This is a genomic window from Streptomyces lanatus (assembly GCF_014655715.1).
Lineage (GTDB): Bacteria > Actinomycetota > Actinomycetes > Streptomycetales > Streptomycetaceae > Streptomyces > Streptomyces lanatus.
Window position 1 is genome coordinate 189,979 of sequence record NZ_BNBM01000009.1, and the last position, 21,806, is coordinate 211,784.

The following is a 21,806-nucleotide window of genomic DNA, read 5'->3' on the forward strand; positions in this document are numbered from 1 at the left end:
CGAGTTCACGTGACCATCGGCTGACTTTCCACCTGTTCTCAGGCCGAGTTCAGTCGTGTGGGTGAGCGAGTTATCCACAATCACGCGGCTGTCCACGGAATCCCTGCGCGTTCTTCTGCCCAACCTGCCAGCGACGTACCGTGATTCACGCGAGGCGCAGCCGTCATGGGAAAGGCGGCGCGGACGCATCGGCGTGAACGAGGGGATTCACATGTCGGGGGAAACTGCGAGGGAATCGGCCGGGCCCGCGGCCACGGGGCTGCGGCGCGACGCGATCGGGTTGCGTGAGGTCCTGTTCCAGAGCATCACGGCCATGGCTCCGGCCGCCGCGGTCGCGGCGTCCATTCCGTCGGGCGCGGCGTTCGCGGGCGGAAGTCTGCCGCTGTCGGTACTGATCGCGCTGGTGGCGTGTCTGTTCACGGCGTCGTGCGTCGCCGAGCTGGCGAGGGAGTTGCCGGCCGCGGGGTCGATGTCGACGTATGTGGCTCAGGGGCTGCATCCCGCCGTCGGATTCCTCGTCGGCTGGGGCTATGTGTTCGTCGAATCGCTGGTTCCGCCCCTGCTGCTGCTCCAGTTGGGCTTCACCACCGCGGGCACGCTGCACCAGGAGTGGGCGTCATATCCGGCGGACCTGTGGTGGCCGTGGGCACTGGCGGGCGCCGCGGTCATAGCGCTCTCCGGGTATCTGGGGGTGCGTGCCTCGGCCCGGTTCGGCACGGTCCTCGGTGTATTCGAGGTGCTTGTCCTTCTGGTGTTCGCCATCTGGCTGATCGGTAGGGCGGGCGGGGACAACACGCTGTCCGTGTTCGGGACGTCGCACACCGCCGAGGGCTATGAAGGGCTCTCCGGGGTGTTCGCCGGGTCGGTCTACACCGTGCTCGCCTTCGCCGGATTCGAGGCTGCGGCGCCGCTGGCCGAGGAGACACGGAACCCGCGCCGGACCATGCACCGCGCGGTACTGGGTTCGGCTCTCGCCATTGGTCTGTTCTACGTGCTCACCACCTACGCCATGGCCGTGTACTACGGGCCGGACCGCTTCGGGGAGTTCGGGGCCTCCGGTGCCGCGTCCTGGGAGGGTGTCGCCCGGGCGTCGTTCGGGCTGTTCTGGGTGCTGGTGTTCCTGGCCGTGGTCAACTCGGCCATCGCCAACGCCAACGCGTGTGCCACCGTCTCCACCCGGACCGCCTTCGCCCTCGCCCGCATCCGCGTCCTGCCCCGCTTCCTGGCGGTGCTGCACCCCAAGTACCGCTCGCCCGTAGCCGGTATCGCCGTACAGACCGTCATCGCGGTCGGGGCCGTGCTGGGGCTGGGCTTCGCCTACGACCCGGTGACGGCGTTCCTGCTGCTGGCCACGGTGATCGTCACGGTCGTGATCGGCGTGTACATCGTCGTGAACCTGGCCTGTGCCGGCTACTTCCTGCGCCGCAGGCGCGAGGCGCTCAAGCCGGTGCGCCATCTGCTCCTGCCCCTCCTGGGCATCATCGCGTTCGTGCCCGCCCTGCTGACGGCAGCGGGACTGCCCGTCTTCGACTTCGTCTCCGAGCTGAGCGCGCCCGTGTCGTACGCGGGATCGGTGGTCGGGGTGTGGATGGCGACCGGGGTCGTGGTGCTGGTCGTGCTGATGCGGCGCCACCCCGAGCGCATAGCCGACACCGCCCGTGTCCACCTCGACGACCCCTCCCCCACCAGCCCTACGCCGAACGGAGCTGTACAGCGATGAGCGACCCCCGGATCCTCACGGTGCGACCCGAGCCGGGCGAATACGCCTGGACGTTCGGCGGCGCACCGCCCGTGGCGCGCATCGCGCCCGGTACGGTCCTCGATCTCTACACGGAGGACTGCTTCGCCGGACGGGTTCGCTCGGAGAAGGACCTGGTGTCCGAAGTGTCCGAGTTCCCTTACCTCAACCCTCAGACGGGTCCCTTCCACATCGAGGGCGCTGAGCCGGGTGACACGGTCGCCGTGCACTTCGTGTCGATCGAACCGGCCCGGGACTGGGCCGCGTCGACCACGGTCCCGCTGTTCGGCGCGCTCACCTCGACGCACACCACGGCCACGCTGCAACCGCCCCTGCCGGAGACCGTCTGGATCTGGCAGTTGGACCGGACCCGCCGGACGGCGTTGTTCCGGGCCCACGACAGTGACATCGAGGTCGAGCTGCCCATGGACCCGATGCACGGCACCGTCGGGGTGGCCCCCGCCAATCTGGAGGTGCGCTCGGCCCTGGTGCCCGACGCGCACGGCGGCAACATGGACACACCGGAGATGCGGGCAGGTGTCACCTGCTACCTCGGCGTCAACGTCCAAGGCGCGCTGCTCAGCCTCGGCGACGGGCACGCCCGGCAGGGTGAGGGCGAGACCTGCGGGGTCGCGGTCGAGTGCGCGATGAACACCGTGGTGATCGTCGAGCTGCTCAAGGGGATCGCCACGCCCTGGCCCCGTATCGAGTCGGACACGCACATCATCTCGACGGGCTCGGCCCGGCCGCTGGAGGACGCGTTCCGGATATCCCAGCTCGATCTGGTGCAGTGGCTGGTGCGCGACTACGGGTTCAGTGAGCTGGACGCGTACCAGTTCGCGACCCAGGCCGTCGAGTCGCCGCTGGCCAACGTGTGCGACACCAACTACACATGCGTCGCCAAGATCCGCAAACAGTGGCTGCCGGAGCGCGAAACGCACCGTGGCGTGCACGCACGACTGCGGGAGACGGCGGCGACGCTGCACTGAGCGCACGCCGAACCTCCACACCGGCCTGCGGACGACGCCGGCACGGAGCCGACCTACAAGCCGGTCTCAAGCCGCGGCCGTCTCAACACCGAAAGGCACGCCTCCCGTTGGAACACGCACGACCCCGTCTCAGCCGACGGCGGATCCTCCAAGGCACCGCTCTCGCCGTCGTCCCGTACGCCCTGCTCCCCGAGCGGCCGACCGGAGCGCATGTTCCGGGCCCGGACTACGCGCTCGCCGAGTGGCAGCCCGCCAACGCCGCCAACTACACGGTGGCGAACCGCCCTACGTCCCATCCCGTCGACCAGGTGATCATCCACGTGACACAGGCCACCTACCCCAACTCCGTCTTCGTCTTCAAGAACCCCAAGAAGCAGGTGTCCGCGCACTACGTCGTCCGGTCGGCGGACGGACACACCTCCCAGTGCGTTCGTGAGGCGGACATCGCCTGGCACGCCGGGGACTGGGACCACAACCTGCGCAGTATCGGCATAGAGCACGAGGGCTGGGTGGATGAGCCCTTCTACTTCACCGACGTCATGTACGAGACGTCGGCCCGGCTCACGGCGGCGATCTGCGCCAGGTACGGCATACCGAAGGACCGGGCGCACATCATCGGGCACTACGAGGTGCCGGGCACCGACCACACCGATCCCGGTCCGCACTGGGACTGGACGCGTTACATACGGTTGGTGAACGCCGTCTGAGGGCTCGTACATCTGTGCAGGTGTGTCCGTCGTTCGGGTCGCCCCGTCGAAAAGGTTGTCCGCGCGCGTACCCGGAGTGACGATGTCCCCAGCCGCATCGCTTTCCGGGGAGGCCCGAATTGACCGATCCGTGGGTGGCTCTGGAACCGGGGGCCGACCCCGCCGAGCGCGTACGGGTGCTGCGTCGTGCGCACGAGACGTTCACCGAAGGGGGCACCGTGCCGACGCCGGTGCGTGCCGTGGTGGCGGACTCGTGGCGGCGTTCCGCGCGGGCCGGTGTCGGTCCGGACGGGACGGCGTGCGTGGAGCTGGCGGACGGTGACCTGGGCAGCTACCGCGCGGAGCATCCGCTGGCGCCGGTGATGCCGCTGTTCCGGGAGTTGCTGGGCACGTTCGCCTCGGACGGCGAGCATCTGCTCGCGGTGTGCGATGCGCACGGCAGGCTGCTGTGGGTCGAGGGCCATCCGACGACGCGGCGCCGGGCGGGAGGGATGAACTTCGTGCCGGGTGCGCGGTGGGCGGAGAGCGCGGTCGGGACGAATGCGCCGGGTACGGCGGTGGCGGTGGACCGGCCGGTGCAGGTGTTCGCGGCCGAGCACTTCATCCGCCGGGTGCAGCCGTGGACGTGTGCGGCGGCGCCGGTGCACGATCCCCGGACGGGGCGGGTGCTCGGCGCGGTGGACATCACCGGTGGGGACGGGCTTGCGCATCCGCACAGCCTGGGGTTCGTGCAGGCGGTGGCGCGTGCCGCGGAGTCCCATCTGGCGCTGCTCACCCCGCAGACGCCCGCCGCCGACGTGCCCGAGCTGTCCGCACTGGGCCGCGACGAGGCACAGCTGGTCATCGGCGGCAGCCGGGTCCGGCTCAGCCGTCGGCACAGCGAGATCCTGGTGCTGCTGGCGCGTCACCCGGAGGGACTGACCGGCGACGAGTTGCTGTGCGCGCTGTACGAGGACGAGTCGGTGACTCCGGTGACCCTGCGGGCCGAACTGGCGCGTCTGCGCAGGCTCCTCGGCCCCGGTCTGCTCGGCTCGCGGCCCTACCGGCTCACCGTGCCGGTCGAGTCGGACGTGGCGGTGGTCGAACGCCGGCTGGAGACGGGTGCGGTCACTGCGGCGGCCACGGCGTATGCGGGCCCGCTGCTGCCGGGCTCCCAGGCCCCGGCGGTCGTACGGCTCAGGCGTCTCCTCGCCGACGGGCTCCGCACGGCGCTGATCGCCCGTCGCGATCCCGATCTGCTGGCCGACTGGGCGCACGCGCCATGGGGTGAGGACGACCTCGACGTATGGCGCGCGCTCGCCACGGTGCGTCCCACGGCGGCGGTGCGGTCGCGGCTGGCGGCGCTGGAGTCCGAACTCGCGGCACCCCCTGCCCGAAAGCATTGATCGAGCGCCCGGCGCCCATGGAAGCCCCCACCCGCGCAACGTACTTGCAACCTCGCCGTCCCTAGCCTCGCGCCCACAGCTGCCCAACGGCGGGCAGCGCTTCTTCGGGAGGCAGAGCAGTATGACCCGTTACGCGGCGCCCGGCACCGAGGGTGCGATCGTCTCCTACCAGGCGCGCTACGACCACTTCATCGGCGGTGAGTATGTACCGCCGGTCCGGGGGCAGTACTTCGAGAACCCGACGCCGGTGAACGGGCAGCCCTTCACCGAGATCGCGCGAGGCACGGCCGAGGACGTGGAGCGGGCGCTGGACGCGGCGCACGCGGCCGCGCCGGCGTGGGGCCGGACATCAGTGACCGAACGGGCCGGCATCCTGCTGAAGATCGCCGACCGGATGGAGGCGAACCTGGAGAAGCTGGCCGTCGCCGAGAGCTGGGAGAACGGCAAGCCGGTACGGGAGACCCTGGCGGCCGACATTCCGCTGGCCATCGACCACTTCCGCTACTTCGCGGGGACGATCAGGGCGCAGGAGGGTTCGCTCGGCGAGGTCGACGACGACACGGTGGCGTACCACTTCCACGAGCCGTTGGGGGTGGTCGCGCAGATCATCCCGTGGAACTTCCCGATTCTCATGGCGACATGGAAGCTGGCGCCGGCGCTGGCCGCGGGCAACGCCGTCGTGCTCAAGCCGGCCGAGCAGACCCCGGCGTCGATCCACTACTGGCTGAGTCTGGTCGCCGATCTCATCCCGCCCGGCGTGCTCAACATCGTGAACGGCTTCGGCGTGGAGGCGGGCAAGCCGCTCGCGTCCAGCCCCAGGGTGGCCAAAGTGGCGTTCACCGGTGAGACCACGACGGGCCGGTTGATCATGCAGTACGCCTCCGAGAACATCACCCCGGTCACCCTCGAGCTCGGCGGCAAGTCCCCGAACATCTTCTTCGACGATGTCTGGGCGGCGAACGACGACTTCCGGGACAAGGCGCTCGAGGGCTTCACGATGTTCGCGCTCAATCAGGGCGAGGTGTGCACCTGCCCGTCGAGGGCGCTGGTGCAGCGGGGCAGGTACGCCGAGTTCATGGAGGCGGCCGTAGCCCGCACCGAGCAGATCAAGACCGGCAACCCGCTCGACACGGACACGATGATCGGCGCGCAGGCCTCCAACGACCAGTTGGAGAAGATCCTCTCCTACCTCGACATCGGCCGGCAGGAAGGTGCCCGCGTCCTCACCGGCGGCGAACGCATCGACCACGACGGCGAGTTGAAGGGCGGCTACTACGTCCAGCCGACCGTCTTCGAGGGCGACAACCGCATGCGGATCTTCCAGGAGGAGATCTTCGGTCCGGTCGTCTCCGTGACGTCCTTCGACGACTTCGACGACGCCATCAAGATCGCCAACGACACGCTGTACGGCCTCGGGGCGGGCGTGTGGACGCGGGACATCAACACCGCGTACCGCGCGGGCCGCGCGATCCAGGCGGGCCGGGTATGGACGAACTGCTACCACGCCTACCCCGCACACGCGGCGTTCGGCGGCTACAAGGGGTCGGGGATCGGGCGTGAGACGCACAAGATGATGCTGGAGCACTACCAGCAGACGAAGAACGTTTTGGTTTCATACAGCCCAAAGAAACTTGGGTTCTTCTAGAGTCTGAAGTCGGTTGCCTGGAGGCGTCGTTGCGCCCCAGGCAACCAAATACCCTGGACACTGTAAGCGATCGACAAGTCACTTCGCGTCACCATTCAAGCTCCGACTGAGGCGGTCCCGGACCAGCCACGGACCAAACGGCACCCCTGTGGCACCAATTCCGATTCCGAGAGGTGCCTCCAGCGCGACCGAGGGTTCGTCAGTCAGGCGGCGGTATGGTCGGCGGTGGGGCGTGCGCCGGGTCCCGCGCAAAGTCGTCGAGCGGCCCGAGAATCTCGGGGCACAGTCGGGCGGGCGGGACGGGCACGGCGCCGCCGTGCTGCTGGACCACAAACCAGGGGCGCGCGCCGGTGAACGGCGCGCGGCCGGTGAGTAGTTCGTACCGCACGCAACCCAACGCGTACACATCCGTAGCCGTCAGTGAGAAGGAGGCGTCGGCGGCGAGCTTGTTGGGGCGGGTGGGACTCGAACCTAAGTTGGTGACGCGTCTCACCTGCGATATTGCTGAGGGAACGGACATATCTATCCGTTTCCGTTCGGCTGCACCCTGCTCAATCCTGCTCGATCGGGTGCCGTTAGGCGTTCGCCACACCGCCTTCTGACCGCCCACGGAACCGGAGGCACGTCAGTCCGTGCTGCTCGATGTTCGGGGCCTTCTGGGTTTTCGTTCTTGCGGTGCCACCAGTCCTGTTGTCCACGGATGGTTTCGGTGATGGCGCCGGTGTAAGCAAAAGCGGCGGCCTTCCTCTCACTGCGATTGCGAGTCAGCGCCGTCATGGCCACGCTCTCACGCGCAAGCGAACCTCATCACCGCGAGGACGTCCGCCCACCGGTACCGGATGTCATGCGGGCCGGGAGTCCCAGAATCGGTTGAGTACCTCCGCGCCCCGATCAGGATCCTGGAGCATCCAGTAGTGGGTGAGGTTGGCCAGTTCCACTGCCTGTGCCCCGATTCGCGTGGCCATATCCAGGTCCATCGCGGGCTGTGCCATCGGATCGCCGGTCGGGATCAGGACGAGACCCGGCACCTGAGCGGGGCGGTCGAAGTCCTTGCCCCAGTCGGTGTAGAAGTTGGGCCAGGCCGAGCGGTAGAGCGTCAGGATGGCCGTGCTCATCTCCTCGTCGTGGACGGTGTCGACTTCCGTCGCCAGTTCGGCGCTCATCCCCCGGGGGCGGAGGAAGTCCCCGAAGCTGGGGCTGCCGGGGGTCTGGGTGCGCAACGACGCAAGCAACTCCTCGCCCTCCGGGGTCTTCTGGAAGAGGGTGGCCGCCTCGTGCCACTGATAGTCCGGGTGCCAGCCGTGTGCGACGTCGGACACCCAGCTGCGTACCGGAACGTCGTAGGCAGAGACGATCCGCATCACCAGGTGTGCACCCCAGTCGTGGCCCACGAGGTCGACGGGCTCGCCAAAGGCGCGCAGTTCGTTCGCCAGCCAGACGGCGTACGCCTCCTTGCCGTCCAGGTGAGCCGGGCGAGGGCTGCCGAATCCGGGCAGCCGCAGGGCCGTGGTGGGGCGGTCGATCCGCCCCCGGAGGTCGTTCCAGACGGAGGGCGTCTCCGGTACTCCATGGATGAACACAACGGTGGTGACCGCTCCCGACGATGCGAAGTGGATTAGTTATCGACTTGACCGTAACACCAACCTGATAGGTTATCCACATCGGTATGCGAAGGAGGGATCATGAGGTCGGATGCCGCACGCAACAGGCAGAGGATCTTCGATGAGGCCCGCGGCGCCGTCATCGGCGGGGAGATCGCGCTCCCCCTCAACGAGCTCGCGCGCAGGGCGGGCGTGGGGGTCGGGACGGTCTACCGGGTCTTCCCCACGCAGCGGGCCATGCTGGAGTCCGTCATGGAAGAGGCGGTCCGAGAGCTCATCGATGCGGCGGCCGCAGCAGGCGGACACCCCGATCCCGCCAAGGCGCTCGTTGACTTCCTCCGCACTGCGCTCCTAACAGCCCTGGCGCAACCGGGCCTCACCGACGTTCTGATCACCGGGTCCGACGAGACGGACTCTCTGCACCGGGCCAAGGGAGAGCTGGTCGAAGTCACCTCCCACCTGCTCGCACGCATCCGCCCTGCCCCAGCCCTCACCGGCGAAAACCTGCTCAAGCTCCTGTGCGGCCTGATCCACGCCGTCAGCGAGCACCCGGCGGAGCGGCAGGGGGACGCGATCGACAACTACCTCGACATCCTCCGGGCCGGCATCGCAGCCACCCTCTGACGACCGGCGCTATGGGCACGGGCTGGGCTCGAACTCGGGCGTAGGGCCGAAAGCTGCATCGTGCCGCTCGTCTTGCAGCCCTCCTTGACGTGGACGCGAAGGCGCTTCGGAGCACGGCGGGCTTATCGGATGCCCGCCGGTCGCCGGTCGCGGCTTGGCGCACGGACCGTTGGCGCGCCCGAGCGGGGAAGACGGCGACTGTTCGTGAACCTTGGCGAACGCGACCGCAAGGTGTGAGAGCCCGCTGCGGTGTCGCGTCCGTCCGGAACCGTGTCGCGGTCAGGCGTCTTCGCTGGCGGTTTCGATCAGCTCGATGGCCGACCCATGGGCCAGACCGTCCAGGTACACGAAGCGTGTCTGCCCTGCGATGGCTGCCTGGAAGGTGACACGATCTGCCTCTCCCGTCGCTCGCAGCGATTCGAGGCGCTGGTCGGTGCTTCCACCACGCAGGCGAGGTGGTGGACGCCTTCACCGTGGAGGTCGAGGAACTCCGTGTACGGCGAGCGGCCATCGAGCGACTGGATCAGTTCGATCTCGTAATCGGCGACGGCGCGGTCGAAGTCTTCCACGATGATGCCGACGTGAAAGAGAGGCGGAAGGCCGATGGGCACGGGTATCCCCTCGATTCGATGAACTGAACAGTTTCCGACCTGTCGTTCGCGCTGGTCGGTGGGTTGTCGGTGGCGATCCTGCGCCCCGTGAGCCAACGCGACGAGGATGTCCAGCGGTGTGGCGTTCCTCAACGTCGCGCACGGGCCGGGGGCACCGTGAACGTGGCCGGGCCGGGCTTCAGCTGCGCCGCGTTGATCTGCGTGAAGGTGTCGAGCCACGGCGCCCGGTCGCCACCAGTCGCGATGTCTTCAGCCGGGTTGTCCAGGGGCAGCTGGAGACGGGCGTCACTGATCCGGATCTTTTGCTTGGAGGGGGTGTCGAGCCAATCGCCGGTCCGCACCGAGCCGATCTCCACGGCGAGGCGATGGCCGGCCCGCAGGGTCCAGTCGGTCGACTTCAGGCCGATGTCCAGCCGGTCCCGGTCCAGCCGGGAGACTCGCTCGTCGAATGCGACAGCGTTGCCGTCCTCGTCCACGTCGTACAGCTTGACCATGACGTTGCCCTCGCCCTTGGCCGTCATGGTGATTCGGGGCGTGCCGGTGACCCGGGTGGCCGTCTCGAGAGGCCCGGACCAGACAAGGAAGCTCCCGGTGTCACGACCGGCCTCTTCTTCCTGGGCCGCCGACTGCGAACCCGCTCCGCTGTCCACGTACGAGCCGTTGCCGAGACGGAGGTTCGCGGAGCGGTTCGCGGTGGGCCAGGACTTCTCCGCGCGCCAGTTGCCCAGGTTGTCCTGGACGGCGTAGTTCGGGTACTGGATCTTCGGGTCGATGCCCTTGAGGTGTTCGTCGAAGAAGGACAGGGTCTCCTTGAACCAGTTCGCGCGGCCCATCGCGAGCTTCCCATCCTGTGTGCGCTCATTGCCGCGTACGTGGTCCCAGGGGCCGATCCAGGCCCGCTGGGGGCCGCGGTGATTGTCGAGGAACTCCTCCATCCCCACGGGCAGGGTGTTGGTCTCGGCGGTGCCTTGGGTGAAGAGAAGCGGAGTGGCGGTGTCCTTAGCGTTCCTGGCGGGGCTGCGGTCCTTCCAGTACGGGTCGTCCGGGTCGCCGATGGAGGGGCCGAAGGAGTTGAGCACCAGGCACTCGGGGTGCTTCTTCTCGTACGCGGCATTGGTCCGGTACCGCTTGTCCTCGTCCGGCAACTGGGCCAGACCGGCAATGCGGTTGTAGCTGGTGGGCAACTGGACGCTGTTCGGGCGGGGCACCCCGTTGGAGTGGAGCTGCTGATACAGATCCCAGATAGGCTCCTGGGCGACGACGGCTTTCAGTGCGTCGTGTTTGACGTTGTTGCCGAGGAGACCGGTGTAGGCGTCGAAGGATTTTCCGTACATTCCCACCGCGCCTGTGGACCAGGGCTGTTTCGCGCTCCAGTCGATCGCGGCCTTGACATCGGCCTGGTCTCCGGGCCCGCCGAGGTCGAGACATCCGGTGGAGCCGCCGAAGCCGCGCGTGTCCACCAGGACGAAGGCGTACCCCTTGTCGAACAGGTCGGTCCCCTCCAGGAGGTCCTGAAAGCGCTCCGAGGGGCCGGCGTGCTCCTCCTCGACCTCCATCTCCCCCGAGTGACCGAAGTACGCACCGGCCGACATGATGACGGGCACCTTCGCGCCCTCGGGGAGCTTCTCAGGAAGCAGAACGTCGGCGTGCAGCTCGGTCTTGGAGCCGTCCGAGGAGGAGAAGTAGTGCTGAGTCCAGCGCGCCCCCTCCGGCACCCGCTCGTTCTCCTCGTGCGTGACCGAATCGGTAGCAGTGGCGACGGTCGTCTTCCCGGTTCGGCCGCGGCCGGTTGCCTGGTCCGGCGCGGCGACGGCTGCCCCTATGAGGCCGCAGGTCAGAGCGCAGGCCGTGAGCAGGGCTGCGGCGGTGGCGGCTGGTCGTTTCCTCATGCGGTACTCCGGAGCTGGGGTACGGGTGGGCTCGGAAGGGGATCCCTCTGTCACTTAGTGACACTGTCACTAAGTGACAGATATTGCAAGTGGATGCCCTTGGGTTCGGATCGAGGTGTGCGCACTAGCTGGCGTGCGGCGTCACTAAATGTCAATATGGCACTGAGTGAGCGCGATGGTGAAAGGGTGGCGAAAAGATGGCCGACCACGTGGTATCGACCGAACGCAGCCGTGGCGGGATGAGTGAGCAGCGCCGCCGTCGTGTACGTCTGGAGATCTCGCGGGAGGCGGCACGCCTGTTCTGGGCGCAGGGCGTCGACGGCACGAGCGGTGACCAGATCGCCGAGGCGGTGGGCCTGTCGACCCGCACCATCTGGCGTCATTTCCGTAGCAAGGAGAGCTGCGCGGAGCCGATCGTTGCGCAGAGCGTGGAGTGGGAACTGGCCACTCTGCGCAGTTGGCCGCTGCACCGCTCTTTGGAGGAGCACTTCGCCACGGAGGCGAAGCGGTTGGTCAGCGAGATCAGCCCTTCGGAGCAGGCCGATGCCGGGCTGGGCGTCAAGATGATTCGATTGGCCGAGACCGAACCGGCCCTGCGCACGGCCTGGCTGATGGCCTGCGACCAGGTGGAACACGAACTGGCAGCGGTCATCGCGACTCGCCTCGGACTCAAGCCCGACGCCCTACAGGTACGTCTGCACGCCGCGGCCGCCGCGGCCGCCCTGCGAGTCATCAACGAGTACGTCGGAGCCGGCCTTCTGGACGGCACCGATCCGCGGGAGCTCGGTGACGAGAGTTTCGCTTTCATTGCGGACGCTGTCCGCACGGCCACCGGGGGCGCCGTGGGCGACCCGGTCCAGCTCGACGAGGCGCCCGCCGCGCCGGACGAGGGCGCCGCCGATCGACAGGAGTAAGCGGTGCCCCCTGAGCGGCACACTCCGATCGGCTTATCCACGGAGGCAGGAGGGGACACGGCCGCAGCTACAAGTACTGTGTGCGCCGCTCAACCGCCGATCTCCCAGGGCACGACAACGCCGTAGCGCCCGTATGAACTCTGTGGCCCAGGGCGCTGTTTCGGCCATCCGACGAAGACGACGGCTCTCCATCCCGGATACAGCGGCCGGAGGCGCCTGACCCTGCCCGGCGTCCTGGGCCCCGGGGAGCGCTTCTCCCCGGGCGACGAACAGGACCTTCGACAAGCCCTACCGTCCCAGTTCAGAGGCGCTCCCCGGCTGTATGGTCACCCGTCGGACGGCCCCTTTGGTGAAAGCCCGAGGCCAACGTGGCCGATGTCCGACGACCCGATGCCGTTCTCCGGCGGGACCGCCGGCACCCCCCGATGCTCCGGTTCCACGCCTGACACGGGCCTGGAACCGGCGTCGGCATTCCCGCTGGGGAGCGGCGTGGCGGCGAAGACGGAGTCCGGGTCGACCGCAGACTTCACGGCTAGCAAACGCTCGGTGTTCGGCCCGTAGGACTCCGCGATCTGGTCGGGAGTCTCCGGCCCCAGGAAGTTCACGTAGCCGCCCGGCAACGAGAACGGCTCAAGCGCCGCGTGCAGCTGTTCCAGCCAGCGCAGGTGCGGGGACCTACCGTCGCCGCCTCCTGCGTCGTCCTGGCTTTCGCCGTCCTCCCACAATGAGATCAGCTCGACCATCAGGTGCGGTTCGCGTCGGCCGAAAGCCGTCGAGCCGAGGGGCAGACGGGCGGCGGCACCATGGAACTGATGCCACACGATCGCGGAGAACGGTGAGGTGAACTCCTGGGCAGCCCGGTCCAGGACGGTCGCGATGGAGCCGGAGATGCTCTGGACGGTGCGCGTGCGAATCGCGCCCATCCGCCCGGGTGGGAACATGGTGTCCGTCGCGGCCAACGCCGCGGAACGGGCGACCGGTCCAATCTCGGCCAGCACGGGTGTACCGAGTCCGGCCAGGGCACGCACCGGCCCGTTCTCGGCGTTCCCCACCTCGATGTCCCCCGACCAGGTCGGCGCGACGTACACCGTCGGCTTCCCGTCCGGGCCGGGAAGGAACCCCACGTCCACCGTCAGCTCATCCGGACAGTCCTGAAGGATCCCACCGAGGTCGGCGAGAATGTCGGCGCTCTGGACGATCGGGTACAAGATGGTGCCCGACACGACTGTCGGCACAGGGTGCAGACGGATCCGCGCCGAGGTCACGACACCGAAGTTGCCGCCGCCGCCCCGCAACGCCCAGAAGAGGTCCGGATGATGGTCGGCGTCGGTGCACACTCGTGAACCGTCGGCCAGGACGACTTCGGCGCCGAGCAGGTTGTCGGCCGCGAGCCCGAACTGCCCGATCAGGGGGCCGTATCCGCCGCCGAGCGTGAGGCCGACCATGCCGACGGCGCCCGCCGTTCCGGTGACCGCCGTCAGGCCGACCCGCTCGGCAGCGGATACGACGTCGGACGAGAGCGCCCCGCCACCTACCGTCGCGAAACGGCGGCCGATGTCGACCTGAACTCCCCGCATGTCAGTCAGATCGAGAACCAGTCCACCGGGACGGAACGCCCGTCCCCAGAAGTCATGACCCCCGCTGCGTACCGAGATCGGCACCCCATGGTTGCGAGACGCACGTATCGCGGCCTGCACGTCAGCGGTGGTCGCGCACCGCACGACGACAGCAGGACGGACATCGACCGCTGCGTTGAACAACGCCACTGCTTTTGCGTACTCCGGCTCGTTGGTGAGCACACGACCCGCAGGGATTCTGGACCGCAGCTCAGCCAGCAAGGCAGTGCTGACTGCGTCGCGGGCATCTGCATGGACATGGGACTGCATTGTCACTCCTGTGTGTCGCTCACGGGTGCGGCCGTCGACGGCGACGGCATGGAGCCGGAGACCAGCGCGGTCAACGACGTTCGGTAGCGTTCCGCCCCGGTCGAAGCTGGGTGGGCTCGTCCACGATCACGTGGGTCCGGTGCAAAACGTCGAGCTGCGCCGGGTTGTACAGCTCACGCAGGACCGTCTCCATGGTCTCTCGAACGAATTTCTCCCCCCTCGGGCCGTCCGTGTACAGGTCGGGCAGGTCCGGGTGGTCCTGCCGCAGCCGGCGCAGGTAGGGCACCATCCGCTCCACGAGGTCTTGACGGATGGGCTCGCCTGCATCGGCGGGCAGTTCGTCGAACTCCCGGTTGATCGGGTGAGCAGGCAGATTGCGCACCAGTGCACCATAGGCTTGCAGCTGCTCCCCGTTCATCAACCGGGTCATGACCAGCAGGAGCGAGCGGTCGGTCTCGGACAGGACCGTTGCTTCGCCGGGCGTGAGTTCCGCAGGCAGGTCGGCCGGGGCGCGCTGCTCGATCAGTGTCGCGAGCTCGAGCCGGGCCCGCTGCAGCCGTTCGATGGTCGCGGCCAGCTCCGCGTCGAGCGTGCGCAGTGCCTGCCCGGGGTGCTCACCCTCGTCCACCGTCTCCGCGATCTGGTTCAGCGAGAACCCGAGATCGACCAGACGCTTGACCCGCAGCAGGCGGACCAGGTGCGGCACGCCGTACTGCTTGTAGCCGTTGGCGCGGCGCTCGGGCTCCGCCAGCAGCCCGACCTCGTGGTAGTGCCGTACCGCCCGCAGGCTGGTGCCGGCAAGCTCGGCGATCTCCCGGGTACTCCAGCTCATGGTTCTCAGCCAACACGGTGCCGCTACGGCACAGTCAAGTCCGGGCTCTGGCTCTGGCTCTCACGATCGGCATCGCGATCGGGACCGGGTTGGTGCTGTTCGGCTTCCGGCTCGCGGCAGCTGGGCAGTGCGCGATCGCGCGAGTTCCGGTTCACACTCCGGGGTCAAAGTCCCGTGCGTGTTCAAACCCGAGCTCCAGCAGGGCGGCACGGAGCTTTGCTGCTGCTTCAGCCAAAGCTGACTGATTCTCCTCCTGCTTGGCCTTGCTGAAATCAAAGTCGGACATGTCCCAGACCGGCGCGACATGTATATGCAAATGCGGTACCTCAAAGCCTGCGATGACGAGGCCGGCACGCGGAGCGTTCCAAGCCCGCTGCACCCCTTGCCCCACGGCCTGGGCTACCTCGAAGCAACGCGTCAGAAGGGTCCCGTCAGCGTCCGTCCACCGGTCGACCTCACGCCGCGGCACAACAAGAGTGTGACCGGGCCGCAACGGAGCGATGGACAGAAAAGCGACGATTTCCGGATCCTGCCAGACGAAGCGTCCGGGCAGCTCGCCAGCGATAATGCGCGAGAACACAGTAGTCATACGTGAAATTGTCCTCAGAGACGTCAGGTCGCGGACGGCGAATCGGGCAACGACGGCCAGAGATGCGCCCACGGCTGCGCCCGCTCCAACTGCGCGGCCAGTGCCAGCAGCTCGGGCTCCGAACCCGGGCGCCCGACGAACTGGATACCGAGCGGCAGCCCACTGGACGTCCGGTAGAGCGGCACCGACGACGCCGGGCGCCCGGTCACGTTCGCCAGCTGGGTGAAGGGCGCGGGCTCAAGGTTCGCGACAGCCAGTTTCTCGACAAGGTTCATCCGCCCCAGCACACCGCCGATCCGGGCAGCCAGCAGCCCCCGTGCGGCGAGCCGAACCGGCAAGGCGAGATCGAACTCGCCGATCGGCCACGCCGGCCGGGCCATGGTCGGGGTGAGCAGCATGTCGTAGCGCTCGTGGAACGCGGCCAACGCCCGGGTGTGCTGGTGCCAGCGGGACTGCGTGGCCAGGTACTCGGGCGCCGAAAGGCTCCGGCCGATCGCAGCCATCATCCGGGTCTCGATCTCGAAGTCGCCCTCGGCGCAGCCGGTGAACTCCCGTGCGGCCGTGACCTCGGCGGCGACCATCGCGAACCAGGCCGTGAGGAAGTCGGTGGCCAGGCGCTGCCCGTCGATGTCCGGGGCGGACTCCTCCACGACGTGTCCGAGCCCGGTGAGCAACTCCCCCGCGTCCCGAGCCGCGGCGGCGGCCTGCGGATCAACCGGTCCGCCAAGCGGGGACACCGTGGTGAGCCCGATCCGCAGCGGGCGTGGGTCGTCGACGACGGCGTCGGCGTACGGACGCTCCGCCGGAGCCACCCGGTACGGGCCCTCCGGTGCGGAGCCGGCCAGGACGTCGAGCATCGCGGCGGAGTCACGGACCGTGCGCGACAGCACACCCTGCACCGCGGCACCATGGAAGACCTCGTCGACCTCCGGCCCGGACGGGACGACGCCCCGCCCCGGCTTGAGCCCGAACAGCCCGCAGGCCGCAGCCGGAATCCGGATGGAGCCCCCGCCGTCGTTCCCGCCCGCGACCGGCACGACTCCGGCCGCGACGGCCGCCGCGGACCCGCCGGAGCTGCCACCGGGCGTCCGCGACGGATCCCACGGGTTGCGGGTCGGGCCCCCCGCGACCGGCTCGGTTATCGCGCGGGCGCCGAATTCGGGGGTCGTGGTCCGGCCGAACACGACCAGACCGGCGTCGAGCCAACGCTGTACCACCGTGGACGTCTCCGGGCGCGGGAAGCGTGCCAGCGGTCGATTCCCACTGCCGGTCGGAAGCCCGGCGAGGTGCTGACCCAAGTCTTTGATCAGGAACGGGACGCCGGCGAATGGCCCGGACAGCGGGCTGCGAGCGCGGGCACGGGCATCGTCGTCGAGTCGGTGGCGGATCGCGTTGATCGTCGGCTCAACGACGTCGGCACGGGCAATCGCCGCCTCGAGCAGTTCAACCGGGCTCACCGCCCCGGACTTCACCAGCTCGGCCAGCCCGACGGCATCGTGCTCCCGGTACTCATCCCAAGTGATACCCATACGAGTGCTCCCATCAGAGCGATAAGGGGCCCGGTCCGAGGCATGTCCATCAACGCCCCGGTCATCGGCGTCCCGGCTACGGCCTCGCGCAGGTCCCGGTCGGCCGGTCACGACCGCGTCAGACGCTGTGTAGCGATGTTGATCAGCCATGGCGTGAGTCAACACTGTGCCGCGACGGCACACTCAAGCTCATGGATAGCGGGATCACCCCACACGCCGAGTTCTGGGCGCAGCGCCGGAGGCGGTCACGCGGTGACGGTCGGGCTGACCGGAGGCAGAAGGGGTGTCCGGCTGCCGGGCCGGCGTAGGCCCGTCCGCCTCCTTGCTATGCAAGTTGACGTCGTCAGTGGGCTGCGGCTGACGTGCGCCATTTCGCGCGGTCTGGCCTTCCCGGCCCCGACCTGGCGTCTGGCCCTCACGTCGTCTGCGACGTACTCGCGCAGTTGCTCGGACACCGGCGTCCGACGACCCGCACCCGCGCCACCTCGACGGCCGCGACCTCTACGGAAAGCCGGCGGCGAACTGAGCGAGACGGCCGGCGCGGGACAGGTCGACAGCAATCGCCGCACCGTCGTACGGACCCTGATCGCCACGTGATGACGGGCGACTCGCTGAGCGGAGGTTTCGCCGAGGCGTGACTCAGGTCACATAGCGCGAGGTGGCTTCATTCGTCACTTGATGCCAGGATGTCACTTAGTGACGAACGATTTCGCCCCCAAGACGACCCCGGAAGAGCTGATCACCATGCAGACCACCAGTCCCCAGGAGGCGGCGACCGACATGCAGGCGGCAGATCAACGGAAGAAGAAGTCGGCGCTCGAACAGGCGGGCGGCACGAAGGGGGTCATCTACTCGGCGCTGCCCGCCCTGGTGTTCGTCGTCGCCAACAACGCCGGTGGACTCAAGGTGGGCATCCTCGCCGCTCTGCTCGTCGCCTTGGGCATCGCGGTAGAGCGGCTGATGCGCAAGGAGTCGCTCCAGCCCGCGCTCGGCGGCGTGTTCGGCGTGGCCATCGCCGCCGGCATCTCCTGGTACACGGGATCCGCCAAGGACTTCTTCCTCATCGGCATCTGGCTGAGCCTGGCCGGCGCCGTCGCCTTCATCCTCTCCGTGGTGCTGCGCTGGCCCCTGGCCGGCTTGATCTGGAACTCGACGACCGGCAAGGGCACCGTCTGGCGGGCGGACAAGCGCTCACGGATCTACTACGACATCGCCACCCTGGTGCTGGCCGCCATCTTCGGCGCTCGGTTCGCAGTCCAGCAGTACCTCTACCAGGCCGACGAGGTCGGCTCGCTGGGCTTCGCCAAGATCGCCATGGGCTACCCGCTCCTCGCCGTCGGCTTCCTGGCCGTCGCCTGGGCCGCCCGGGCTTCCGACAAGCGACTGAAGGCCGTAGGGCTGCTGCCCGCCAAGCACAGCTGACCGACGCCCTCCCCGCTCCCCGTCCGTGCCGGGCGGGCCCCACAGCCCGTCCGGCACACGCGTCCGCACCGCGGAGCGACCACGGCCGATTTGGGGGTCGTCTCTTATGGGGTTTGCGGACCTCCGCACCGCCGCCGGGCTGTTCCTGGCCCTTCGCCGGCAAGCCCCAGCTGAACGACGTCCTTGTCCCACGGCTGAATGACGAGGTGACCCCATGCAGGTGAGCAATCGCGTCGGACCTGGGATGAGCGAGCAGCGGCGCTGCCGGATCCGGTTGGAGATCTCTCGGGAGGCGTCGCGTCTCTTCTGGGAGCAGGGCGTTGCCGCGACCAGTGGCGACCAGATCGGCGAAGCAGTGGGCCTGTCGACGCGTACCATCTGGCGGCACTTCCTGAGCAAGGAGAGCTGCGCCGAACCGATCATCTTGCATGGCGTCGCGTGGGAGATGGCCGCCCTGCGCCGCTGGAAACCCGAACTCTCCTTTGATGACCATCTCGCCGATGAGATGAGCAGGCATGGCCGCGACGCCGACAGGGCGGAGCACGCCGACGACACGCTCGCGATGAAGATGATCGCGCTCAGCAGCAGGGAGCCCGCGCTCCGCACGGTCTGGCTCATGGCCTGTGACCAGGTAGAGCGCGAGCTGGCCGGGAGCATCGCCGACCGACTTGGCCTGCCGGCCGACGACATCAGGGTGCAGGTGCACGCGGCGGCCGCCTCGGGCGCCCTACGGGTCGTCAACGAGGAGATCGGCGATGCCCTGCTCGGCGGTGCCGACGTGCGCCGGTTCGCACATGCGCACCAGCTCCTGGCCCAGGCGATCCGCAGTGCCACGGGAGGCGCCGTGGGGGACGCGGCTACGACCTGAGATCCGTACGCGACGACCCCGTCAGGTCGCACAAACACCGGCATTGAGTGTCCCGTTCGGCATGCACCTGAGCGGGCTGCCCGCGCTGTTCGCCGTGTGTGACACAGACCGGGTGGCAGGTCGATCCACCGGCACCGGATCGGATGCCGCCCGTTCCCGATCCCTCGAAGCATTCCTGTCAGGTGGCGCTCGATACCCAGGGCGTACGCCACCTGCTGTCCTTGATTGGAAGAATCCGTGACTACCGACTACTCCCCTACGACGAAGCCGGAAGCGGTGACGATGCCGCCCCGGCAGGTGCTTCAGGCGGTTTCCGGGCTGGTGGCCGGTTTGTTCGTCGCCATCCTCGCCGGAACCGTGGTGGCCAACGCGCTGCCCCGGATCACCGCTGAGCTGAGGGCGAGCCAATCCTCGTACACCTGGGTGATCATCGCGGAGCTGCTGGCCATGACGGCCACCGTTCCGTTGTGGGGCAAGCTGTCCGACCTCTACAGCAAAAAGCTGCTCCTCCAGACATCGCTGGGCCTGTTCGTGGTCGGCTCGCTCGTGGCCGGGTTCTCCCAGGGTGTCGGCATGCTGATCTTCAGCAGGGTGGTGCAGGGCGTGGGGGCCGGCGGACTCACGGCACTGACGCAGGTCGTGATGGCGGCCGTCATCCCCCCGCGGGAGCTGGGCAGGTACTCCGGAGTCTTCGGTGCCGTCTTCTCCGGCGCAACCGTGGCCGGCCCGCTGATCGGCGGCCTCCTGGTGGACACCTCATGGCTTGGCTGGCGGTGGTGCTTCTTCATCGGCGTGCCCTTCGCACTCCTTGCCATCGCGCTGCTGCAGCGCACACTGCACCTTCCGCACGTCCGCCGCGAGGTGAAGATCGACTGGCTCGGTGCCTTCCTGATCGTCGCCGGGGTCAGCTCGCTGCTCATCTGGGTCTCGATGGCGGGCGGAACGTTCGACTGGTTCTCCTGGCAGACGGCCGCCTTGGTCGGTGGCGGCGCGCTGCTGCTGGCGACGGCCGTCCGGGTCGAGTTCCGGGCCGCCGAGCCGATCATCCCGCTGAGCATCTTCCGTAACCGCACTGTGGCGCTGACCAGCCTGGCCTCCCTGCTGGTCGGTGTCGGCCTCTTCGGCGGCACCGTCTTCCTCTCGCAGTTCTTCCAGGTGGCCATGGGCAAGTCGCCCACGACCGCCGGTCTGATGAGTCTGCCGCTGATCCTGGGATCGCTCGCCGCCTCCACGTTCGCCGGACAACGGATCAGTGCGACCGGCAGGTGGAAGCGGTACCTCGTGGCAGGCACCGTCCTCATGACCGCCGGCCTCGCCCTGCTGTCCACCATCGGATCCCACACGCCCTTCGTTCTGCTGAGCGTCTACATGGCCGTCCTGGGGACCGGCGTCGGCATGCTGACGCAGAACCTGGTCCTCGCCGCGCAGAACGACGTGCCCGCCGACACTCTGGGCAGCGCGACCGCCGTCCTGTCCTTCTCGCGCAGCATGGGCGGGACCGTGGGCACCAGCGTCCTGGGGGCGGTCCTCGCCCACCGCGTCGCCACCGAACTTGCCGCCGGCCGCGCGGCGGCAGGTGCCACGCCGGGAGGTGGGGCCGGGCACGGTGTCCCCGACGCGACGACCCTGCCCGCCCCCTTGCGCGCGCTCGTGGAGAACGCCTATGGCATCGCCACCGCAGAACTCTTCCTCTGGGCCACCCCGTTCGCCCTGCTGGCGCTGATCGCCGTCCTGTTCATCAAGGAGAAGCCGCTCAAGACGACCACCAGCACGGAGCGACTCGCCGAGGAGAGCGCCCTCGCCGCCGGCGGCCGCGCCCTCCCGACCCCCACCGACACACCGCGTGCCGACCTCGCCGCGGCGTCGACCAAAGGCAGTGGAGGGTGCCTAGGCACCACCCGCCTGCTTGGTCAGCGACCGTCGCGACGCGCGTCGGGTCGCCCGTGATCGCGACGAGGTCGACCACGAGCCGGAGCCTCAGTGTCGAGTGTCAGGTCGACGCAGTGCGGAGCCAGAGCGGTGAGGCGCTGTGCGAGGCCGGGGCCGTAGGTGGTGGGAACGGCGCCGAGAGAGGTGGGGAGTGGTTGCATTCACTTACTGTCCCTACCACAGTGGCACCTTGCGCTACAGCGATCTCGACTGCCGCAATCCCCACCCTCCCGCGACGCCCTCGACGAGAAGGGTGTGCCCCGCAGGTCAAGGTCGCGCAGCCCGTTTAGGCTGCGACACACGAGGATGCGGTGGCCGGCGCCACGGTGACGACGTGCAGCCACTCACGTTCCGCGGCGAGCCGGGCAGGCCCGTACTTGATATGCCGCCGCAGCGCTTCCACCAGGTCGGCGATGCCCTCGCTGGTGCGCATAGGGCTGGCAGACGGTCAGGAGGAGTGGCCGAGCAGGCCACTCCTCGCCGTGTGTCCGCCATCAGGCATACCACTTCGCCAGGCAGCGACGCGAGATCCCGGCTTCTGCCGCGATGTGCGCGATGGGGTGTCCAGCGTCGACTCGTAGCCACAACCGGAGACGCCCTCCAGTCGTATCGAGCAGGATCATCGACCAGCTCGGGAGTGGGACGGGC

General features: G+C 68.5%; 19 protein-coding genes and 1 pseudogene. 11 read left to right on the forward strand and 9 right to left on the reverse strand.

All coding sequences use genetic code 11. The features are described from left to right. The first annotated feature begins 211 nt into the window (after window positions 1–211). From IE325_RS24295 to adh, 5 genes are all read left to right on the forward strand, one after another. Window positions 212–1,720 carry an APC family permease gene (locus tag IE325_RS24295; RefSeq protein ID WP_190072145.1) on the forward strand — a complete coding sequence of 503 codons (1,509 nt, stop codon included), beginning with the start codon at window positions 212–214 and terminating at the stop codon, window positions 1,718–1,720. Beyond that, window positions 1,717–2,727 carry an acetamidase/formamidase family protein gene (locus IE325_RS24300; RefSeq protein WP_190072146.1) on the forward strand — a complete coding sequence of 337 codons (1,011 nt, stop codon included), beginning with the start codon at window positions 1,717–1,719 and terminating at the stop codon, window positions 2,725–2,727. Before IE325_RS24295 ends, IE325_RS24300 begins: the two co-directional genes overlap by 4 nt. A 107-nt stretch (window positions 2,728–2,834) precedes the next feature. Then, on the forward strand, window positions 2,835–3,434 hold the full coding sequence (locus tag IE325_RS24305) for an N-acetylmuramoyl-L-alanine amidase (RefSeq protein WP_229911966.1): 600 nt from the start codon (window positions 2,835–2,837) through the stop codon (window positions 3,432–3,434). A 119-nt stretch (window positions 3,435–3,553) separates the two neighbouring features. Then, window positions 3,554–4,819 (forward strand): GAF domain-containing protein, encoded by a 1,266-nt coding sequence (locus IE325_RS24310; RefSeq protein WP_190072148.1) that lies wholly within the window; start codon window positions 3,554–3,556, stop codon window positions 4,817–4,819. Between the two features lie 121 nt (window positions 4,820–4,940). Continuing rightward, window positions 4,941–6,464, forward strand: a complete 1,524-nt coding sequence (gene adh, locus IE325_RS24315) for an aldehyde dehydrogenase (RefSeq protein ID WP_190072149.1) — start codon at window positions 4,941–4,943, stop codon at window positions 6,462–6,464. Between the two features lie 522 nt (window positions 6,465–6,986). Here adh and kilB read toward each other — a convergent pair. Both kilB and IE325_RS24320 read right to left on the reverse strand, forming a co-directional pair. After that, a complete protein-coding gene (gene kilB, locus IE325_RS47280; RefSeq protein WP_491590970.1) occupies window positions 6,987–7,241 on the reverse strand; it encodes a plasmid transfer protein KilB in 255 nt (84 codons plus the stop codon). Between the two features lie 65 nt (window positions 7,242–7,306). Further along, the gene (locus tag IE325_RS24320; RefSeq protein ID WP_229911968.1) at window positions 7,307–8,044 is read right to left on the reverse strand and encodes an alpha/beta fold hydrolase; all 738 of its coding nucleotides are present in this window, start codon (window positions 8,042–8,044) and stop codon (window positions 7,307–7,309) included. A gap of 102 nt (window positions 8,045–8,146) precedes the next feature. Between IE325_RS24320 and IE325_RS24325 the strand changes: the two genes are divergently transcribed. Continuing rightward, a complete protein-coding gene (locus tag IE325_RS24325) occupies window positions 8,147–8,689 on the forward strand; it encodes a TetR/AcrR family transcriptional regulator (protein ID WP_190072150.1) in 543 nt (180 codons plus the stop codon). A 458-nt stretch (window positions 8,690–9,147) separates the two neighbouring features. After that, a complete protein-coding gene (locus IE325_RS46190; protein WP_229911970.1) occupies window positions 9,148–9,327 on the forward strand; it encodes a hypothetical protein in 180 nt (59 codons plus the stop codon). A 101-nt stretch (window positions 9,328–9,428) separates the two neighbouring features. On the opposite strand, the gene IE325_RS24335 is transcribed toward IE325_RS46190, so the two are convergent. Next, window positions 9,429–11,189: a CocE/NonD family hydrolase gene (locus IE325_RS24335; protein WP_190072152.1), complete on the reverse strand. Its 1,761-nt coding sequence runs from the start codon at window positions 11,187–11,189 to the stop codon at window positions 9,429–9,431. Between the two features lie 197 nt (window positions 11,190–11,386). Here IE325_RS24335 and IE325_RS24340 point away from each other — a divergent pair, with 197 nt between their 5' ends. Beyond that, on the forward strand, window positions 11,387–12,103 hold the full coding sequence (locus tag IE325_RS24340; RefSeq protein ID WP_190072153.1) for a TetR/AcrR family transcriptional regulator: 717 nt from the start codon (window positions 11,387–11,389) through the stop codon (window positions 12,101–12,103). A 326-nt stretch (window positions 12,104–12,429) separates the two neighbouring features. Here the strand turns inward: IE325_RS24340 and IE325_RS24345 are convergent, their stop codons facing one another. The 4 genes from IE325_RS24345 to IE325_RS24360 form a co-directional block, all read right to left on the reverse strand. Beyond that, the gene (locus IE325_RS24345) at window positions 12,430–13,989 is read right to left on the reverse strand and encodes an FAD-binding oxidoreductase (protein WP_190072154.1); all 1,560 of its coding nucleotides are present in this window, start codon (window positions 13,987–13,989) and stop codon (window positions 12,430–12,432) included. A 70-nt stretch (window positions 13,990–14,059) separates the two neighbouring features. Further along, a complete protein-coding gene (locus IE325_RS24350) occupies window positions 14,060–14,821 on the reverse strand; it encodes a MerR family transcriptional regulator (protein WP_190072155.1) in 762 nt (253 codons plus the stop codon). Window positions 14,822–14,972: 151 nt separating this feature from the next. After that, a complete protein-coding gene (locus IE325_RS24355) occupies window positions 14,973–15,410 on the reverse strand; it encodes an HIT family protein (protein ID WP_190072156.1) in 438 nt (145 codons plus the stop codon). Window positions 15,411–15,433: 23 nt separating this feature from the next. After that, window positions 15,434–16,939 (reverse strand): amidase, encoded by a 1,506-nt coding sequence (locus IE325_RS24360; RefSeq protein ID WP_229911979.1) that lies wholly within the window; start codon window positions 16,937–16,939, stop codon window positions 15,434–15,436. A gap of 744 nt (window positions 16,940–17,683) precedes the next feature. Between IE325_RS24360 and IE325_RS24365 the strand changes: the two genes are divergently transcribed. From IE325_RS24365 to IE325_RS24375, 3 genes are all read left to right on the forward strand, one after another. Continuing rightward, a complete protein-coding gene (locus IE325_RS24365) occupies window positions 17,684–18,361 on the forward strand; it encodes a DUF3159 domain-containing protein (protein WP_190072326.1) in 678 nt (225 codons plus the stop codon). Between the two features lie 244 nt (window positions 18,362–18,605). Beyond that, window positions 18,606–19,229 (forward strand): TetR/AcrR family transcriptional regulator, encoded by a 624-nt coding sequence (locus tag IE325_RS24370; RefSeq protein WP_190072157.1) that lies wholly within the window; start codon window positions 18,606–18,608, stop codon window positions 19,227–19,229. A 282-nt stretch (window positions 19,230–19,511) separates the two neighbouring features. After that, window positions 19,512–21,176, forward strand: a complete 1,665-nt coding sequence (locus IE325_RS24375; RefSeq protein ID WP_190072327.1) for an MDR family MFS transporter — start codon at window positions 19,512–19,514, stop codon at window positions 21,174–21,176. Here the strand turns inward: IE325_RS24375 and IE325_RS47080 are convergent. Beyond that, window positions 21,115–21,419 (reverse strand): annotated as a pseudogene (locus IE325_RS47080) (NADP-dependent oxidoreductase); the annotation flags it as partial. The gene IE325_RS24375 and the pseudogene IE325_RS47080 sit on opposite strands and share 62 nt — an antisense overlap. A gap of 25 nt (window positions 21,420–21,444) precedes the next feature. Beyond that, the gene (locus IE325_RS24380) at window positions 21,445–21,591 is read right to left on the reverse strand and encodes a hypothetical protein (protein WP_190072158.1); all 147 of its coding nucleotides are present in this window, start codon (window positions 21,589–21,591) and stop codon (window positions 21,445–21,447) included. Window positions 21,592–21,806: the final 215 nt, after the last annotated feature.

Coding starts and splice junctions, on each gene's coding strand:
- IE325_RS24340 (WP_190072153.1), top strand. CDS start 11,387: ATGGCCGACCACGTGGTATCGACCGAACGCAGCCGTGGCGGGATGAGT.
- IE325_RS24335 (WP_190072152.1), bottom strand. CDS start 11,189: ATGAGGAAACGACCAGCCGCCACCGCCGCAGCCCTGCTCACGGCCTGC.
- IE325_RS24375 (WP_190072327.1), top strand. CDS start 19,512: ATGCCGCCCCGGCAGGTGCTTCAGGCGGTTTCCGGGCTGGTGGCCGGT.
- IE325_RS24345 (WP_190072154.1), bottom strand. CDS start 13,989: ATGCAGTCCCATGTCCATGCAGATGCCCGCGACGCAGTCAGCACTGCC.
- IE325_RS24295 (WP_190072145.1), top strand. CDS start 212: ATGTCGGGGGAAACTGCGAGGGAATCGGCCGGGCCCGCGGCCACGGGG.
- IE325_RS24325 (WP_190072150.1), top strand. CDS start 8,147: ATGAGGTCGGATGCCGCACGCAACAGGCAGAGGATCTTCGATGAGGCC.
- IE325_RS24380 (WP_190072158.1), bottom strand. CDS start 21,591: ATGCGCACCAGCGAGGGCATCGCCGACCTGGTGGAAGCGCTGCGGCGG.
- kilB (WP_491590970.1), bottom strand. CDS start 7,241: ATGACGGCGCTGACTCGCAATCGCAGTGAGAGGAAGGCCGCCGCTTTT.
- IE325_RS24365 (WP_190072326.1), top strand. CDS start 17,684: ATGCAGACCACCAGTCCCCAGGAGGCGGCGACCGACATGCAGGCGGCA.
- adh (WP_190072149.1), top strand. CDS start 4,941: ATGACCCGTTACGCGGCGCCCGGCACCGAGGGTGCGATCGTCTCCTAC.
- IE325_RS24370 (WP_190072157.1), top strand. CDS start 18,606: ATGAGCGAGCAGCGGCGCTGCCGGATCCGGTTGGAGATCTCTCGGGAG.
- IE325_RS24300 (WP_190072146.1), top strand. CDS start 1,717: ATGAGCGACCCCCGGATCCTCACGGTGCGACCCGAGCCGGGCGAATAC.
- IE325_RS24355 (WP_190072156.1), bottom strand. CDS start 15,410: ATGACTACTGTGTTCTCGCGCATTATCGCTGGCGAGCTGCCCGGACGC.
- IE325_RS24360 (WP_229911979.1), bottom strand. CDS start 16,939: ATGGGTATCACTTGGGATGAGTACCGGGAGCACGATGCCGTCGGGCTG.
- IE325_RS24350 (WP_190072155.1), bottom strand. CDS start 14,821: ATGAGCTGGAGTACCCGGGAGATCGCCGAGCTTGCCGGCACCAGCCTG.